We start from the raw sequence: 17073 nt of genomic DNA, 5'->3' as shown, positions 1-17073 counted from the left end.
GATTCAAGCAATTGAAACATACATCTATCATTATAACTACAAACGATTCCAAAAACGACTCAATCATCGAGCTCCGATTGAATATCGAATCTCAATGGCTGCTTAGTCTTTTTTTAAAGCTGTCTACTTGACGGGGATAAGACCACATTTCAATGTCTTTTCTACATAACATTTAGAAAATAAATGTTGTAATCTCATCAACTTCTTTTCGAGAAAGTTTCTTCGGCTTATCTTTCGGAAACCCGAGTGAAATTACCATATTAATTTGTTTTTGAGGCTCAATTTGTAAATATTGTCGCAGTTCATCTTGAGCTAATAATACAGGTCCKGTCATTGGACAAGTACCCAGTCCTCTCGCATGTGCAGCCAACATTAAGTTTTGTGCTGCTAAACAGCTACTCTTAATTCCTTCCTCTTCCCATACTGAATCAGGAACGAAGGCAATTGGATCAAATATCTTTTCACGAAACTTTGATTCATATGGTGTTGCCAAACATACGATTAATACTGGCGCCTCAGAGAAAGCTGTCGCATATGGACCGAAAGAACGTGTAAGTAATTTCCCTGCTTTCTCTTCTCCATTTTCTGCTGCTTTTGCCGCAAGTTTATGTAATGCATCCCATGTCATTTGTTCAATTTCTTTAATTTTCTCTCGGTTCATAATGACCAAGAACTCCCACGTTTGTGAGTTCGTATCACTCGGTGCATAACGAGCACAATCAATAATTTCTTTTATATCACTAGTGGATACTTCTTGTTCTGTAAACTTTCTAACACTTCGTCTACCGTGAATTACTTCTTTAAAATCTTCATAATTCATATATTAAATCCCCTTTTTACAGCGTTTTCAAAACTTGTCCTATGGTTGAATTATATCATGAAAAAAAGCTGGGGGAATACCAGCTTTTTCCCTCATTATTAATTTGTCACTTTAAACAAACTAATACTTTCTTCATATGCAGCTTGTAGTTTTTTCGTAATTGGTCCTCTTTCGCCGCTTCCAAACTTCTCATCACCAATTTGAACAACAGGGAACATTTCAAGTGGTGTCGCTGTAAAGAAACATTCGTCAGCCTCGTATACTTCTTGCAATGAGAATTCACGCTCTTCTACTTCAATATGTAAAGCTTTCGCTAATGTAATAACGTAGTGACGAGTAATGCCGTGTAGAATGAAATTATCGGCCGGATGTGTAATTAATTTATTATTTTTCACCATAAAGAAATTCGAATGACACCCTTCTGTTACAACTCCATCTCGTACTAATATCGCTTCTTGATACCCTTGCTCGTTTATTTTATTTTTAATCATGATATTAGGTAGAAGGTTTAAAGATTTTATATGACAGAACTTCCAGCGTATATCCTCTTCTACAGTAACCTTTATTCCTTGTTCCATAGTAGCGGTAGGTCTTGGAAACAAAACAATATTCGCAAAATATGTTGGTTGTAAATCTTTTTCATACACATGATTTCGAGCTTGAGCACCACGTGATATTTGAAGATACACATTCCCATCTTCTTGAAATTGATTTTTTTCAATCATTTGATGTAACTCTTCCACTAACTCTTCTTTAGTAAACGATGGAATTAGTTTTATTTCTTCCATAGAATTAAAAAATCGTTCCAAATGTAAATCCAATAAATGTGGCTTCCCATCATATAACCTAAACACCTCATATATACCATCACCAAATTGAAAGCCCCTCTCCTCTAATGGGACCATCGGCTGTTCTTCCTTCGTATTCACAATTCTTCCGTTAAATAAAATCCAATCTTTATGAGTAGCTTTCATTCCTTCCCACTCCTTTATTCCATAATTGATTTTATTGTACAACTTATCCACACTTAAAAGAAGGAATTTTCTGTATTTAACTAAACAAAAAAAGTACATCACCTATTTAAAGTGATGCACTCAACCATTCATTTATTTCAAAAAATATTTTTCAATATCATCTAGCATTAAGTTTGCAGCTTTAATACCGCCTGCTGTATTCCAAATTACTTCATCCACTTGGAATACTTTATTGTCTTTAGAAGCCTGCAGCTGCTTAAAGAGTGGGTCTTCTGTCCATTCTTTTGCTAACGTGGTTCCTTCGTTATTCTTATCTGCATCTTTATCAGATGTGAAGTAGAATATGTAGTCCCCATCCATATTCGGAATTTGCTCTTTTGTAATTCCTTTTATCGCAAACTCATCTTTATCTTGTAGTGGTGGTCGCTTAAATCCAATATCATTTAAAACAGCACCTGAGAATGAGTTTTTCTGATAAATACGAACGTCACCTGGTACGAAGCGAATAATAGAAACTTTAGAATTCAATTTATCTCCTAACTTCTCTTTCATTCCTTCAATACGTTTTTTATAATCTTCAAGAGCCTTTTGCCCTTCTTTTTCTTTATTTACAGCTTTTGTATAGAGTGTAAAGTTTTCTTTCCAATCCCCGCGCAATGTTTCAGCGTACACAGTTGGCGCTATTTCGTTCAATTGCTCATATATTTTTTCATGACGCATTTTATTCCCGATAATTAAATCTGGCTTAAGCTTCATAACTGCCTCTAAATTAATATCACGCTCAGTACCTACAACTTTCGTATCTTTTAAATCTTTCGCTAAATGAGGATACCATTCATCACCAGCACGTGGTTTTGTAGTTCCAACTGGTGTTACTCCGACAGCTAAAAGCGCCTCCGCACCCTCATTTGTTAAAACAACTACTTTTTTAGGTGTACCATTTACTGTTGTTTCACCCATTGCATGCTTTACAGTATACGAATCTTTTGCTTTAGCCGATGTATCATTTTCTTTTTTCTCTTCTTTGCTACACCCTGCGATTATTACCATAAGTATCATAATGCAGAACATAAATATTTTTTTACTATGTACCATATGTCCTCCCTAGATGAAATCGATTATCATTAACAATTAAAGATTAATGTATATTACATACATTGTCAATGTATATCAGAAAACTTTTTCAATATATACATTTTAGATTCTATCCGCTATTCAAATGTTTATTTTTAAAATAAAGTGTATAAGTATGAAAATAATAAACGTTCTTAAAATGCGTATCTACGTTATACATAAATACGCATTCATATTACATTATAAACTCATTTCCTAATATTGATTATATTTAATATATGATGGATCATTATACACCCATTGATTTCCACCAAGGTTCAACCAACCGTTTTGATTAATATATACTAAATAAGATTCTGGATTATTTAATTTACGAATAACTGAAGCAGATGTTGATGGACCACTTCTTAAGTTCACATTCGTTCCTTTTATATAAGCGACACCAATTGGACTTCCATCACTATTGCTCGTCTTTACAAAATTAATGTACGAAGGGTCATTATACACCCATTGTCCATTTCCTAAGTCTAACCATCCGTTACTTTCCTGATATACGACATACGATTCTGGGGCGTTTAGTTGACGAATAACTGAAGAAGACGTTGATGGGCCACTTCTTAAATTCACATTTTTCCCAAGGATATAAGCAATCCCCTTCGTTAGTGGTGTTGGCTGAGGATTTGGAGGTTGTGGATTTGGAGGATTCGGATTTGGAGCTACTCCAAAAATAGCTGCTATTCCGTTTGCATATGCTTGACTTAGATCTTCGATAAATTGTGGATTTTTCAATAAATTAGCATCAAATGTTGTATCAATAAAAGCAGTCTCAGTTAAAATTGCATCCATTGCAGTCTCCCTTAGTACCGCATAATTTGCTTTTTTTGCCCCTCGATCACGAAGACCATATTTTGTTAATACAGGATTGACTGCTGCATGCATTTTTTGTTGCTTTTCATATGCGGAACTACTATTAGATAGCGCATTGTAAATATAACTTTCAAATCCAGTGCCACCGCCACTATTAATGTGAAATGAGATAAAATAATCTGCACCAAATGAATTAGCAATATTAGCACGTTCTGATAAAGAGATAAACACATCACTATCACGTGTCATTTTAATATTGATTGGATAATTTGCAGATAAAATATCTCGTACACGTCTAGCAATTTGAAGTGTTAACTCTTTTTCCACTAACCCATTACCAACAGCACCAGAATCATATCCACCATGCCCTGCGTCTATAACAAGTTTCATATATCTTTTTCGTTCCTTTCTTTATTGTAATAAGCTTTCATTTCTACTCGTCCTATTTTATGTTAATTGTACAAGTTCCGTTACAAGTACAAATAAAAAAACCCCCTTATGTAAGGCGGTTTCTATCGCTTTGCTTTAGCCAATTTAAAATGAATATATACGATTGATAATGGATGTAACGTATGCAAAATAAAAGAAATAAAAGAAATATCCCACCGCCGCTATATAGCAACCCAAACTTCAAAAAGATGTTCAAAAGAGGTGGGAAATACGTTATGTTTTGCAATACAAATAGCATACAAAACAAAATTAAAAATACGGGAATATATTGTAATTCATATGGTCTTCTCTTCTTATACATTCTTTTCCGAATAAAAGTCTGGCATAGTTCTGCTACTATAAAACAACCTCCAACTAATACAAGACCAGAAGTTATCGTCATACGTCCACCTACCTTATATTCATATCATCACCTAATCAATATTCACTATATTTTCTTTACATATATCCCATTTTCCTCAATAAAACCAGATCCCTCTATGAAAGACTTAGCTTGTTCCGTAAACATTTCTTGCAATACTTTTATTTCTTTCACATTTCTCTGTTTCATCATTTCTTCAAATGTAAAATACGTATTTGTCCCGTATCCATAACCTTGATAATCAAAATGAATAATTAACTGTGACAAAATAGCACTCTCTTCTTGAACGCTATAATCTATTACACCAATATATGTATCATCAACTTTTACACAATGCTGAACCTTTTTCTCATCTAAGCTGTGTGAGTGAAACATTTCTTTTACAGCGCTTTTATTTTCTGTATTTACTTTCTCAAACGTAATCATATGTTGTCCATCCTTTTACTATTATTGTATCAATAATAAATGCAATTTATGAAAAAAACCTTAAGATCGAATGCGACCTTAAGGTTTTTTATTAAACTAAGCTATACGCACGCTTTGTTTCTTCGTGGAACTTATTCGTATCGTATTTATGCTCAACATAAATTTGATGCCATACCATAAACGCAAGTACAGTCCAAATTTTACGGCTATAATCGCCTTTATCTGCACAATGTGCTTCCAGTAAGTTTAATACATACTGTTTTTCGATTAAATGCTCAGTTTTGCTTTCTTTAATAATATTTACAGCCCAATCGTGCATTTCATCTTTTAACCAGTGACGAATTGGTACTGGGAATCCAAGCTTTTTACGATCTAACACGTGATCCGGAACAATTCCACGAGCAGCTTCACGTAATATAGCTTTCGTTGTTCCGTTTGCAATTTTTAATTCTGTCGGAATTTTAGATGCAACGTCAAATACTTCTTTATCTAAGAACGGTACACGAAGTTCTAATGAATTTGCCATCGTCATTTTATCAGCTTTTAATAAAATATCGCCGCGTAACCATGTGAACATATCAATGTACTGCATTTTACTTACATCATCATAATCTTTAATTTCGTTATACAATGGTTTCGTGATATCCATATAGTTAACACTTTCATCGTAATACTTCATTAATTCAGCTTTCTCTTCTTCACGGAAGATTTTCGCATTTCCATAGTAACGCTCTTCGATTGGCGTACATCCACGCTCTAAGAAGCTTTTTCCTTTAAACCCTTCTTTAAGAGCACCACTTAATGCCTTTAGAACACTCTTTCCTGGGCTAGGAATGTAAGAGAACATTTTTAACGAGTTTGGCTCACGATAAATGTTATATCCACCAAATAGCTCGTCTGCACCTTCACCAGAAAGAACAACCGTTACATGTTTACGCGCTTCTTTCGCAACGAAATACAATGGTACAGCTGCTGGATCCGCTAAAGGATCATCCATATGCCAAATGATTTTTGGGAACTCATCCATAAATTCTTGCGCTGTAATGAATACGTTATGGTTTTTAACTCCTAATTTCTCAGCAGTTTCTTTCGCAACATCAACTTCACTGAAACCGCGTTGTTCGAAACCAATAGAGAATGTTAATAGATTTGGATTCATTTCTCTTGCGATAGAAGCAATAATAGATGAATCGATACCACCAGATAAGAAAGAACCTACTGGTACATCACTACGCATATGTACTTTTACAGAATCGTATAATACATCACGAATTGCTTGGATATGCTCCTCTTTCGTTGCGCTTGAAGCGTTGAAATAAGGATTCCAGTAGCGATGGATTTCCATCTCTTTACCGATTTCTTTTACGAAGTAATGACCAGGCTCAATTTTGTTAACATCAATTGTTAATGTTTCTGGCTCTGGACCATATTGGTACGTAAAGTAGTGTTGTAGTGACTTTGGGTTTACCCCTTTGTCTTCCATTACATGCATAATACTTTTCTTCTCAGATGCGAAGAATGTAGTATCACCTTGTTGTGCGATGTATAAAGGCTTAATACCGAAGTGGTCACGTGCACCGAAAAGTGTCTTTTCTTCACGATCCCAAATCATAAATGCGAACATACCACGAAGGTAGTCTACACATTTTTCTTTCATATGTGCATACAATGCAATGATAACTTCTGTATCAGATTGTGTAGCAAAAGTTGCACCTTTTTCAAGTAACATTTCACGTAGTTCTACATAATTGTAAATTTCACCATTAAAAATAATTACATATCGATCATTTTCATAAGTTAACGGCTGATGTCCTGCCTCTAAGTCAATGATACTTAAACGGCGGAAGCCAAATTGTACATGTTCATCACGAAAATATCCTTCGTCATCTGGACCGCGGTGGAAAATCATCGTGTTCATATTTTCAAATTGATGTTTTTCTGTTTCTGAAAACTCTCTAGGGTTTTCACATAAACATCCTACAAAACCACACATACTTCTTACCCTCTTTCAGTTTTCATTCTGTCTCAATACTACTATATCAACCCTATTTATACTAGCATAATCAACTGAATATGGCGACCAAAAACTATAAAAAACTCACTCCATTTCACATTTTTAACATTTTTTTATGAAAACATGAAAACTAGGCACTCACCTTTCTCCGCTTTTGTCATATGATATTGCAAATTGATTTCTAGGAGGTAATACCATGAGTGAAGAAAAAAAAGATTCTTCTCGCCCACCAGTTCGTAATTATTTAAAACAAATTGATGATTTTTTCGAACAAACGCCTCTTCGTGGCGTAATTGCTGATTTAAATCATTTTTTCCAAAAAGGAAACCGTTTATTAACATTCCCAGTAGATTTATACGAAGTTGGTGACGAACTCGTCGTTACAGCCGAACTACCAGGTATACAAAAAGAACAAATTCAAATTGAAATACAAAGCGAATACTTAAAAGTCTCTGTAAAAGAAGATATACTTGAAGAGACGGAAGAAGAACAAACATCTCATAACTATTATCGCCGAGAACGTTCCATTTCAGAAGCGTCAAGAATTATTAAGTTACCATATTTAATTAATAAAAAAGCAACGAAAGCTTCTTATCAAAACGGTGTATTAGAAATTCGCGCACCGAAATTACCACAACAGCATGACATATTATCCATAGACTGAATACTAATAAAAGAAGGGTGCTTAGCACCCTTCTTTTTAATCAGCTAATCGCTTCATATCACGTATAATATCTTCGTATGGCGTATTGCTAATGCCACTATATTTTTTCATTACTTTTCCATTTTGATCGACTAAGAAAAATGATGTACCGTGTATTACTTGCCCATTCTCTGGTTTATCTACAAGCGACTGGAAGTTATCTTTTGAAAACTTTGTAATATCCTCCAGTGAATAACCAGTTAACAAGTTCCAGTTACTTGTATCCTCTGTAAACTTTTGAATGAATGCTTTCAAATTTTCTGGTTTATCAAGTTCAGGGTCTACACTAAACGAAACAAACTGAACGTCTAATTTCTCTTCCTTAGCCATTTTCTGTAATTTCGCCATATTAGCAGTCATTGGCGGACAAACTGTTTGACAGTTTGTAAACATGAAATCAGCTACCCAAACTTTCCCTTTTAAATCTTTTGTACCAAACGGCTTTCCTTCTTGATTTGTAAATTGGAAAGTTTCCAAATCCCAGTTTAACGGTTTACGGAGTTTTGCCCCTGAACTGCTACAACCTGCAAGTACAAAGAGACAAAATACAACCATAAGACCAATTAACTTTTGATAACGCTTCATTATTAAACCTCTTTTCTCTATCCTTAATTTATGTAAGTTATGTATATCATAACAAAAGTAAACACTATGAGAAAATTGTTTACATCATTTGTTCACGAAATCGTACGAATTTACGTATGTTACTTCTTTATTTCAAGCGAATTACTAGACAAAATATATTTTACTACTATTATTTCTCTAACCATTATTTGCGAAACGAAGTTCATTGTTAAATTTGTAAATAAATCCCCCTATTTTTTTACAATTACTTAAACATTAATCCATGTTAAACACTGTATTCCTTAACAACATTTCGGTACAATACAACTACAACGATTTTAAATGAGGTGATGTTCATGGCAAAGCGCTATGAAAATATGGATAATGCAAGTACAAAAAAATCAATTCGCTCCTTCTTACGTTGGCGTAAAGAGAGAAAGCAAAACAAAAAAGACTTTTCTTTTCTAGTAGAACAATCACCTGTTAAACAAAGTAAATTTCTACTAAATAACTTTGAAAAAACGACTGTCACATGGATTGGTCATTCAACTTTTCTCATTCAAACGAACGGCTTAAATATTTTAACAGATCCAGTATGGGCAAATAAATTAAAGTTAGTTCCACGACTTACTGAGCCAGGGCTCACTATAAAAGAACTACCTAAAATCGATATCGTTCTTATTTCACACGGTCATTACGATCATTTAGACTTTTCATCTCTTCGTCAACTAAATGATGATACCTTATACCTTGTTCCTATTGGGCTAAAAAAATTATTTACTCGTAAAAAATTCACCAATGTAGAAGAATACAACTGGTGGGAAAGTACAACAATTGATGACGTCTCTTTTCACTTCGTACCTGCCCAGCACTGGACGAGAAGAACATTATTTGATATGAACACCTCTCACTGGGGAGGATGGATCATTGATAATATGACTTCTTCAGAAACCATTTATTTTTGTGGTGATAGTGGTTATTTCCAAGGATTTAAAGAGATCGGCAAACGTTTTTCAATCGATATTGCACTTATGCCAATTGGTGCCTATGAACCAGAATGGTTTATGAAAGTGTCTCACGTTTCACCAGAAGAAGCTGTGCAAGCGTATCTAGATATAAAAGCTACACATTTCATTCCCATGCACTACGGTACTTTTGCTTTAGCAGATGAAACACCAAGGGAAGCAGTAACACGACTACGAAATAACTGGAATTTACGAATGCTACCGTGGGAACAACTACATGTTCTCTTTTTAGGTCAAACTTTCACGTATAGCCCTATTGTCCCAGATAAAAAACCAGTAAAAATCACAGAAACTTCTCATGTATAATAGTACTAATTTTTGCGAGTAATTTATCATATACTTTAAAAAATTGAAAAGGGTGTTTTTCATGAAAGATTATTTACAGACTCGCTATATAATTAGCGGTAGCGCCTGTATTGCCCTTCTCATTTCTTATTTTCTGTCCTGAAATAATAAAAAAGCTACTTGAAAATTCATTTCAAGTAGCTTTTTTATTACTCTGCTAAATACATAAAACCAATTGCTCCTGGTCCTGTATGAGTACTGATAACTGGTGTTGTATAGAAAATCTCTGATTGAGTGAATCCATTCACTTTTTCAACAGCAGCTTTTACACTTTCTGCTAAAGGAATTGCTTTAGCATGTGGAATCGCAACAGCTTTCACCACTTTTCCAGCAGTATCTTCCTCGAATAGTTTAGCCAACGTTTTTACAATCTGCCCTTGGCTACGTACTTTCGTTACCGGATTATATACGCCGCCTTCTAAACTTGCAATAGGTTTAATATTAAGTAATGAACCGATAAAAGCCTTCCCTTTACCGATACGTCCACCCTTCACTAAGTTCTCTAATGTATCTACGACAACATATAAACGAGTATTCTTTCTTACTTCATCAATACGTTTTAAAATATCTTCTAGTGAGCATTCTTCTTTTGCCATTTTTGCAGCTTCAATTACTTGATATGCTAAAGCATGTGTAATAAATTGAGAATCAACAACTGTTACTTTTGTATCTGTCATTGATGCAGCACTATTCGCTGTTGCGACAGTACCGCTCATTCCACCTGTCATATGAATAGAAAGCACTTGGCTTCCGTCTTCGCCTAGCTTGTCATACATTTCTACAAATGTACCCATAGCCGGTTGTGATGTTTTTGGTAATTCTTCTGATTTAATCATTTCTTCAATAAATTCATCCGGTTGCAAATCTACACGATCTAAGTATGTTTGTCCATTTACAGAAATAGATAATGGTAAAACATGAATATCATACTTCTCAAGTATATCTTTTGATAAATCTGCCGTTGAATCTGTTACAATTTTAATTTTTTGCATATTATATTCTTCCCTTTCCAATACGCTCTCCCTGTTATTATACTAGCATTCCCGAGGCTTTCAACAATTTCGAATGAATTTCACCAAATTAATTATATTTTTATACCTAAAATGAAAAAGACAGAGCCTATCTAACTCTGTCCCTGCTGTGTATTATGCATTCTTTTCAAGAGTATTTGTCTTATATACATTTGAATAATCATTCCACTTCAAACAACTTTGTAAATATTCACGGAAAGAGTACGAGAATCTTGGGTTTTTATGTTTTTGAATTTTTGCAATAAACAATTGAAGACGAGACTGAATTAGAAACGCTAATGGATGCTGTGTTTGTAGGACAGGGATTTCAAATATTTTAATACAATTCCCTGTTGCATGAGTGAAATAAAAACTTTTCGTAATCACAATATCAATCCTCTTTTTCGTTGGATTTTTGAACTTCCTCCACTTTATTCTTTAACACGTTTTTTAGTGTAGGTTTCCTATGAATACTAAAATATCCTTAAGCTGCCCCATTTAGAAGTTAATACTTCATTTATATCCACCTAATTCGAACCCTGTCCTATATATCCTTTGAGACGGGAGTCTTATTACCCATATATAGCTTGATAACTTCAGTATAAACTTATAAAAATGAAAAGTTTGTCTAAATTTTGGAGATTCTATAATTTTTTCCTTCTATATATTGTATACAATTATAGCTAGAGTATAACAAATAAATTAAAAAGTGCCTTTATAACGAGGCACTTTTCGACTGTATTTCTTCTTCTCTTTTCTGTTTTCGTTTACTAACTATCTTTGATAAAGCGATACTAATTTCATAAATACAAATAAGCGGTACCGCTACTAAACTATGTGATAAAAAATCTGGCGGCGATATACATGATGCAATTATAATCAACACGACATAAGCATATCTTCTTATTTTCTGAAGAAATTCTGCCGTTAGAAGACCTATACTCGTTAAAAACATAACAACTACAGGTAATTCAAATATAACAGCAAACGGAACTGTTAAATTTAATACGAAATGAAAATATTTTTCCGTTGTAAACATCGTATTAAACATCTCATTACCAATTGTAGTTAGGAAATGAAATAAAAATGGCATGACGATAAAATAACCGAAAGATAGGCCTGCTATAAATAATATAGACAATACCGGTATATACATTAATGTCATTTTTTGTTCATTGGGATGTAAACCTGGTTTTACAAATAACCAAATTTGTATCGCAGCAAAAGGAATTGTACAAACGATAGCAAATACTGTAGCAATCGAGAAAAAAATCCACAACACATCACTTGGACCGAGAACAGTTAATTTCATTGGTAAATCTTTTACAAGCCAAAAATAAATATCCTTCGTAAAAGTAAATCCAATAATTAAAAATAATACAAAGGATAATACTGTATATATTACTCGTTTGCGAAGCTCAACAATATGTTCTACTACGCTCATTTCCCGATCTTCCATCTCGTTCACCACACTTTATTTATCCATTCCGAGAAAAACTTCAGCATATTCTTTTATTTATTTTTTTTCTTTCTCTTGAAATGCCTCATCAGTCAATTCTTTTGTTGATTTTTTAAATTCTTTTAACGTTTCCCCTAAAGCTTTCCCAATTTCCGGTAACTTTTTTGGGCCAAATAAAATTAACACTGCTACTAAAATTAAAATTAACCCCGGAAAGCCGATATTTGAAAACATTTCCCCATCCCCTTCATAAGTAGATTCCTTGTCCTACTATTCCATAAGTTCATTTTGTCAAAAAATTTCGTAAACGTCAATGTATCCGTTGTCTTTTGTCAAAAAAATTCAAAAATATAATCAATTAAATATCATTTTCTATTCCTTTTGTATATGATATGGTTAAGGAAAATATAACTTATCTCAATACAGTGAAAGGGATTAACATTATGACGCAAAAAATTAAAAGAATGACCCAATTTGTAAAAGAAGAAATTGCGAATGCAATTACCCATGGTATCGGTGCCATTTTAAGCATCCCTGCCTTAATCATATTAATTATTCATGCTTCCAAACATGGCACAGCATCTGCTGTTGTTGGCTTTACCGTTTATGGCGTAAGCATGTTCTTACTATACTTATTTTCTACACTGCTACATAGCATCCATCATCCAAAAGTAGAAAAGTTATTTACCATTTTAGATCACTCCGCCATATATTTATTAATTGCCGGCACATATACACCATTTCTACTCATTACACTGCGTGGCCCGCTCGGTTGGACTTTACTCGCAATTATTTGGACCCTTGCGATTGGTGGCATTATTTTCAAAATCTTCTTTGTTCGTCGCTTTATTAAAACATCAACATTATGTTATATCATTATGGGTTGGCTCATCATCGTTGCCATTAAACCCCTTTATGAAAATTTAACCGGTCACGGCTTCTCACTACTATTAATAGGCGGCATTTTGTATTCTGTCGGAGCTATATTCTTCCTTTGGGAAAAGCTTCCGTTCAATCATGCCATTTGGCATCTCTTCGTACTAGGCGGTAGTACAATGATGTTTTTCTGCGTACTGTTTTATGTCTTACCCGCAGCATAAAAAAAGTTTCAGCTTGTTTAAGCTGAAACTTTTTTTATTACTTATGTAATTGAGATGCAATAATATCTTTTGTATGCTGGGTTAACTCTTTAGCATCCATACTTGCATATTCTTCAGGTGTAATTGGCTTAGAAATTGTTAATGTTGCATGAGCTGGTTTCATACGATTTCCATTAGCCTCAAACATCTTATATGTACCATCTAAAGTTACTGGTAATATAGATACGCCAGATTTTACAGCAAGGTGAAAACTCCCTGCTTTAAACTCACCGATTTCGCCACCCTTACTTCTCGTTCCCTCTGGAAAAATCACGATAGAATGCCCGCTCTTTAACAGTTCAATTCCATCTTTAATTGCCTTAAGAGATTGACGACGATCACTGCGGTCCATAAACACACAATTCATTAGTTCCATCCATGTTGGCACAACCGGAAACTTTTTAATTTCCGCTTTTGAAACGAATCCAATTGGCTTATTTAAGTAACCTAGTAACACAGGAATATCCATATTACTTTGATGATTACTTACAACTAGCACTGGCTTGTCTTTCGGAACATTTTCAAGTCCCTTTACTTCTACAGTCGATCCAGTTACACGCACCATTTTCTTACCAAACCAGTTTGTTGTTTTATACACAACACTATCTTTTTCTTGCGGTGACATCGCATTTGCTTTTCTTTTTATACGCCACAACCTTGGTGTAATCGCAATTACGATTAAAATTAAATAAAAGATTTTAAAAAACGTTTGAATCATACAGAACCCCCACCTATTATCATTCCGACCTTCATTATACTAGACAAACGAAGGAAAAAGAAGAAAAAATGTCCAAACAACAAGTGTTTGGACATTTTGAAGTTTTCTATATTAGAAACGTTTTGCTAATTCGCGTGCACTTGCAATTGCTGCTTCTTTAATGTCTTGTGCTTTTTCAGGATTTGCATTCATTCCTTCAACTGCAATATATTCAGTGTCTGATACACCCATGAATCCTAATACCGCATTTAAGTGATTGCGACCGAAGTCCATAGATGCGTATGCTCCTTCTGAGTAAACGCCGCCTGTAGCTTGAATATGAAGTGCTTTTTTGCCTTCTAGTAAGCCAACTGGACCATTTTCAGTATATTTGAATGTTTTACCTGCGATTGATAAGTTATCTAAGTATGCTTTCACTACTGCTGGGTAGCTGAAATTCCACATTGGAGTCACGAATACATAACGATCTGCATGCATAAATGTTTCTAAGTTATTGTTCATTGCTGCAACTTTTTGTTGCTGATTTTCACTTAAAGTTTCGAATCCTTCGCCTGCTGCAAATTTACCCCAAGCAGCGAATACGTCTGCATCGATTGCTGGTACAGTTGTATTGAATAAATCAATTGTTACAACTTCGTCTTGTGGATGTTCGTTTTTATATGCTTCGATGAAAGCTTCTCCTACTGCCATACCGAAAGAACCTTCTGCTGAATTTGGATTTGCTGTAATAAATAGTACTTTTGTCATTGTATTATCTCCCTTTTTCTAATTTATCTTTAATTCGAGATTTATTATTTTATAGTAAACAACTTACCTTATGTAAGTATAATACAAAAAGTTTTAATGGATGTCAATAAAAATAGCTACTTTTTTTTCGTAAGTTAATAAGTTATATTATTTCAGTTAGTTTTTGTATATAAATATTAAGGTTTTAATCAAATAAAAAACTATCTCCATATTTCATGGAGATAGTCTTCTTCAATTACTACTTTTGAAAAACATGTTTCACTTTTTCAGCTGGAATATTACTTCCACCTCTACCTTTTACATCTTCAATCATCATTGTAATAACCATATCAGGTGAATTTAAATCAAACGCAGCGAACCAACCTAGTTCTTTTCCTTCTGCCTCTTTTGATACTTTTAATTCTGCTGTTCCTGTTTTACCAGCAAGGGTCATACCATCAATTTTCGCAATTTTCCCCGTACCATCTGGATCGTTAATTACTTTCGTTAAAGCCGTTTTCAATATATCTTGATTTTCTTTAGAAATCACGTTCTCTTTCCAAGCTTTTGGTTGTTTATCTGTTTTAATAAGATATGGCGATGGAATCGTTCCATCATTTACAATCGGTGCATACGTTAAAGCTAAATGAAGAGGAGTCATTAAGACTTCTCCTTGTCCATATCCTGTATCTGCCATTTGAATATCATTTTTTATGCCATCATTTGCGATTTTAGAAGCTGGGAATCCGTATTCAATTGGTAATTTCTCATCAAATCCGAATTTTTTCGCCCCAGCCATAAATTTATCTTTTCCAATTTTCAAAGCTTCTTGTGCGAAATAAATATTATCCGAGTATTTCATTGCCTTATCAAAATCAATCGGATTTGCATCTTTTACACGTGTTACGTAATAATTGCCCCAAGAAGAATCTTTCGTCCATTTCAGTCCTTCAATTTTCAATTCTTCTTTTGGATCGATTGTTTTTGTTTCAAGACCAATTGCACCTGTAATTGGCTTAAATACAGAACCTGGTACCGATAATTGTGTAAATCGATTCGTCATCGGTTTTTTCGGGTCATTATTCCAAGCCTCGCGCTGTGCTTTTGATGTTCCTCGTGCAATTAAATTAGGATTATAAGCTGGACTACTTACAAGAGCAATTGTTTCTCCACTTTTCGGATTAATTGCCGCACTTGAACCAGCTTCTCCTTTCATTTCATTATACGTTTTTTCTTGAACAACACTATCGATAGTTAAAGTTACATTTTCTCCATCAACAGCATCTGTTTTCGCTAAATTTTTAATTTCTTTTCCTTGTGCATCCTCCATGAAGACACGGCCACCTTTTTTCCCGCGTAGCTGTTCTTCCAATACTTGCTCTAATCCAGCTTTACCAACTGGATCATCGGCTTGATAGCCTTTCTTTTGAAGCGTTTTTAAATCTTCTGCATTTACTTTTCCGATATAACCAGTAAGATGCGCTGCTGCTTCCCCTAACGGATATGTACGAACATTTACAGGTTTTGCTGCAACACCAGGTAAATCGATGTACGTATTTTGCGTTGCTCCCTCAGGCAAAATTCCAATTGGTACGAGATACCCTGGTTTTACCCATTTCGCAGCTAGTTTTTGATCAATCTCTTCTACAGACATATTTAACAACTTCGCTACTGCTTCTTTCGTTTGCGGAGCAGTTTCATCTAATTTTTCTGGAATAATTCCAATCTCAGAAGCTTTCCCATTCGTCGCAAGACCTTTTCCATTACGATCGTAAACTTCACCACGTTTTGGTTGTGTTGCCTGCATACGCACTTTACTATCTTTTGTCATGCCAGGGAAAATGAAATCAGGAGTCCAATCTATTTTCCAAGATTCTTTATCTCCATCTTTTTCTTTCACCATTTTTGCTTCATGGCCAAAAGAGATATTACCACCAACTGTATCCATACTTACTTTAAAAGGAACAGGACCTTCATCTTTTTTATCTTCTTTTACTTCTCCTGCTTCTACTTTTAAGTTTTTCACTTCAATGCCAGAATAAATTTTTTCATATTTCTCAGTGAACTCTTTCTTTGAAATATCTTTTTTTGCCTTTTCTGATAATTGATCATACATTTCTGCAAATTTTTGTTTATTCCATGCTTTTGTATATGTATCAAACGCTTCTTGTGGTTTTTCTTCTTTACCGCATCCAACTAACATGAACGTTAAGCAAAGAAAAAGAATCCCCCATATCTTTTTCAATCGATTCTCCTCCTCTTTCTATATGAATACTTTTGAAAATTTTAGCATTTTTACATGCTAGATTTCATTATAGCACTATTGAATATCATCTATAAACTTATATTAACGAATACAAATAAAAAGATTGATGTGAATTTCACATCAATCCTTCTT

At 34.2% G+C, this 17073-nt stretch carries 19 protein-coding genes; 4 read left to right on the top strand and 15 right to left on the bottom strand.

The annotated features are described in order from the left end of the window. The first annotated feature begins 1 nt into the window (after position 1). Positions 2 to 106 carry an IS3 family transposase gene (locus AC1DS7_RS21040; protein ID WP_216101133.1) on the top strand — a complete coding sequence of 35 codons (105 nt, stop codon included), beginning with the start codon at positions 2 to 4 and terminating at the stop codon, positions 104 to 106. Positions 107 to 172: 66 nt separating this feature from the next. On the opposite strand, the gene AC1DS7_RS21035 is transcribed toward AC1DS7_RS21040, so the two are convergent. From AC1DS7_RS21035 to asnB, 7 genes are all read right to left on the bottom strand, one after another. Continuing rightward, positions 173 to 820, bottom strand: coding sequence for a nitroreductase family protein (locus AC1DS7_RS21035; protein ID WP_002012699.1), 648 nt, complete (start codon positions 818 to 820; stop codon positions 173 to 175). Positions 821 to 918: 98 nt separating this feature from the next. Continuing rightward, positions 919 to 1794: a D-amino-acid transaminase gene (gene dat, locus AC1DS7_RS21030; RefSeq protein ID WP_476999183.1), complete on the bottom strand. Its 876-nt coding sequence runs from the start codon at positions 1792 to 1794 to the stop codon at positions 919 to 921. A 132-nt stretch (positions 1795 to 1926) separates the two neighbouring features. After that, entirely contained in the window at positions 1927 to 2889 is a 963-nt protein-coding gene (locus AC1DS7_RS21025; protein ID WP_002127211.1) for an ABC transporter substrate-binding protein, read from the bottom strand. 234 nt (positions 2890 to 3123) lie between these two features. Continuing rightward, a complete protein-coding gene (locus tag AC1DS7_RS21020; protein ID WP_476999182.1) occupies positions 3124 to 4125 on the bottom strand; it encodes an N-acetylmuramoyl-L-alanine amidase in 1002 nt (333 codons plus the stop codon). Between the two features lie 106 nt (positions 4126 to 4231). Continuing rightward, on the bottom strand, positions 4232 to 4567 hold the full coding sequence (locus AC1DS7_RS21015) for a hypothetical protein (protein WP_012260872.1): 336 nt from the start codon (positions 4565 to 4567) through the stop codon (positions 4232 to 4234). Positions 4568 to 4612: 45 nt separating this feature from the next. Continuing rightward, positions 4613 to 4972 (bottom strand): GNAT family N-acetyltransferase, encoded by a 360-nt coding sequence (locus AC1DS7_RS21010; protein WP_476999181.1) that lies wholly within the window; start codon positions 4970 to 4972, stop codon positions 4613 to 4615. Between the two features lie 91 nt (positions 4973 to 5063). Then, complete coding sequence (asnB, locus tag AC1DS7_RS21005) at positions 5064 to 6965, bottom strand: asparagine synthase (glutamine-hydrolyzing) (protein ID WP_088039315.1); 1902 nt, start codon at positions 6963 to 6965, stop codon at positions 5064 to 5066. A 217-nt stretch (positions 6966 to 7182) separates the two neighbouring features. Between asnB and AC1DS7_RS21000 the strand changes: the two genes are divergently transcribed. Further along, entirely contained in the window at positions 7183 to 7650 is a 468-nt protein-coding gene (locus AC1DS7_RS21000) for an Hsp20/alpha crystallin family protein (RefSeq protein WP_002012708.1), read from the top strand. Between the two features lie 36 nt (positions 7651 to 7686). Here the strand turns inward: AC1DS7_RS21000 and AC1DS7_RS20995 are convergent, their stop codons facing one another. Continuing rightward, on the bottom strand, positions 7687 to 8274 hold the full coding sequence (locus tag AC1DS7_RS20995; protein WP_002141632.1) for an SCO family protein: 588 nt from the start codon (positions 8272 to 8274) through the stop codon (positions 7687 to 7689). 335 nt (positions 8275 to 8609) lie between these two features. On the opposite strand from AC1DS7_RS20995, the gene AC1DS7_RS20990 reads away from it, so the two are divergent. Beyond that, a complete protein-coding gene (locus AC1DS7_RS20990; RefSeq protein WP_016102087.1) occupies positions 8610 to 9584 on the top strand; it encodes an MBL fold metallo-hydrolase in 975 nt (324 codons plus the stop codon). 188 nt (positions 9585 to 9772) lie between these two features. Here the strand turns inward: AC1DS7_RS20990 and AC1DS7_RS20985 are convergent, their stop codons facing one another. The 4 genes from AC1DS7_RS20985 to AC1DS7_RS20970 form a co-directional block, all read right to left on the bottom strand. After that, positions 9773 to 10615, bottom strand: coding sequence for a DegV family protein (locus AC1DS7_RS20985; RefSeq protein WP_012260869.1), 843 nt, complete (start codon positions 10613 to 10615; stop codon positions 9773 to 9775). A gap of 153 nt (positions 10616 to 10768) precedes the next feature. Then, positions 10769 to 11020: a DUF2535 family protein gene (locus AC1DS7_RS20980; protein ID WP_002012715.1), complete on the bottom strand. Its 252-nt coding sequence runs from the start codon at positions 11018 to 11020 to the stop codon at positions 10769 to 10771. Between the two features lie 328 nt (positions 11021 to 11348). Beyond that, positions 11349 to 12092, bottom strand: coding sequence for a twin-arginine translocase subunit TatC (tatC, locus tag AC1DS7_RS20975; protein ID WP_012260868.1), 744 nt, complete (start codon positions 12090 to 12092; stop codon positions 11349 to 11351). Between the two features lie 57 nt (positions 12093 to 12149). Next, positions 12150 to 12326: a twin-arginine translocase TatA/TatE family subunit gene (locus AC1DS7_RS20970; protein WP_002141629.1), complete on the bottom strand. Its 177-nt coding sequence runs from the start codon at positions 12324 to 12326 to the stop codon at positions 12150 to 12152. A 209-nt stretch (positions 12327 to 12535) separates the two neighbouring features. On the opposite strand from AC1DS7_RS20970, the gene trhA reads away from it, so the two are divergent. Beyond that, a complete protein-coding gene (trhA, locus tag AC1DS7_RS20965) occupies positions 12536 to 13192 on the top strand; it encodes a PAQR family membrane homeostasis protein TrhA (protein ID WP_002085872.1) in 657 nt (218 codons plus the stop codon). Between the two features lie 37 nt (positions 13193 to 13229). Here the strand turns inward: trhA and AC1DS7_RS20960 are convergent, their stop codons facing one another. The 3 genes from AC1DS7_RS20960 to pbpC form a co-directional block, all read right to left on the bottom strand. Then, entirely contained in the window at positions 13230 to 13949 is a 720-nt protein-coding gene (locus AC1DS7_RS20960; RefSeq protein WP_002141628.1) for a lysophospholipid acyltransferase family protein, read from the bottom strand. 111 nt (positions 13950 to 14060) lie between these two features. Next, on the bottom strand, positions 14061 to 14696 hold the full coding sequence (locus AC1DS7_RS20955; RefSeq protein WP_002141626.1) for an FMN-dependent NADH-azoreductase: 636 nt from the start codon (positions 14694 to 14696) through the stop codon (positions 14061 to 14063). 238 nt (positions 14697 to 14934) lie between these two features. Then, entirely contained in the window at positions 14935 to 16920 is a 1986-nt protein-coding gene (gene pbpC, locus AC1DS7_RS20950; RefSeq protein ID WP_002141624.1) for a penicillin-binding protein 3, read from the bottom strand. Between the last annotated feature and the right edge of the window lie 153 nt (positions 16921 to 17073).

The organism is Bacillus sp. P4_E1 (assembly GCF_056401715.1).
Note: the sequence above shows the minus strand (reverse complement) of the source record. Positions and strands in the feature narration are given on the sequence as shown.

What these genes read in the sequence shown, in the direction of transcription:
- AC1DS7_RS21020 (WP_476999182.1), bottom strand. Translation starts at nt 4,125, where the DNA reads ATGAAACTTGTTATAGACGCAGGGCATGGTGGATATGATTCTGGTGCT.
- AC1DS7_RS20995 (WP_002141632.1), bottom strand. Translation starts at nt 8,274, where the DNA reads ATGAAGCGTTATCAAAAGTTAATTGGTCTTATGGTTGTATTTTGTCTC.
- trhA (WP_002085872.1), top strand. Translation starts at nt 12,536, where the DNA reads ATGACGCAAAAAATTAAAAGAATGACCCAATTTGTAAAAGAAGAAATT.
- AC1DS7_RS21015 (WP_012260872.1), bottom strand. Translation starts at nt 4,567, where the DNA reads ATGACGATAACTTCTGGTCTTGTATTAGTTGGAGGTTGTTTTATAGTA.
- asnB (WP_088039315.1), bottom strand. Translation starts at nt 6,965, where the DNA reads ATGTGTGGTTTTGTAGGATGTTTATGTGAAAACCCTAGAGAGTTTTCA.
- AC1DS7_RS20970 (WP_002141629.1), bottom strand. Translation starts at nt 12,326, where the DNA reads ATGTTTTCAAATATCGGCTTTCCGGGGTTAATTTTAATTTTAGTAGCA.
- AC1DS7_RS21000 (WP_002012708.1), top strand. Translation starts at nt 7,183, where the DNA reads ATGAGTGAAGAAAAAAAAGATTCTTCTCGCCCACCAGTTCGTAATTAT.
- dat (WP_476999183.1), bottom strand. Translation starts at nt 1,794, where the DNA reads ATGAAAGCTACTCATAAAGATTGGATTTTATTTAACGGAAGAATTGTG.
- AC1DS7_RS20955 (WP_002141626.1), bottom strand. Translation starts at nt 14,696, where the DNA reads ATGACAAAAGTACTATTTATTACAGCAAATCCAAATTCAGCAGAAGGT.
- AC1DS7_RS20960 (WP_002141628.1), bottom strand. Translation starts at nt 13,949, where the DNA reads ATGATTCAAACGTTTTTTAAAATCTTTTATTTAATTTTAATCGTAATT.
- tatC (WP_012260868.1), bottom strand. Translation starts at nt 12,092, where the DNA reads ATGGAAGATCGGGAAATGAGCGTAGTAGAACATATTGTTGAGCTTCGC.
- AC1DS7_RS20990 (WP_016102087.1), top strand. Translation starts at nt 8,610, where the DNA reads ATGGCAAAGCGCTATGAAAATATGGATAATGCAAGTACAAAAAAATCA.
- AC1DS7_RS21010 (WP_476999181.1), bottom strand. Translation starts at nt 4,972, where the DNA reads ATGATTACGTTTGAGAAAGTAAATACAGAAAATAAAAGCGCTGTAAAA.
- AC1DS7_RS21025 (WP_002127211.1), bottom strand. Translation starts at nt 2,889, where the DNA reads ATGGTACATAGTAAAAAAATATTTATGTTCTGCATTATGATACTTATG.
- AC1DS7_RS20985 (WP_012260869.1), bottom strand. Translation starts at nt 10,615, where the DNA reads ATGCAAAAAATTAAAATTGTAACAGATTCAACGGCAGATTTATCAAAA.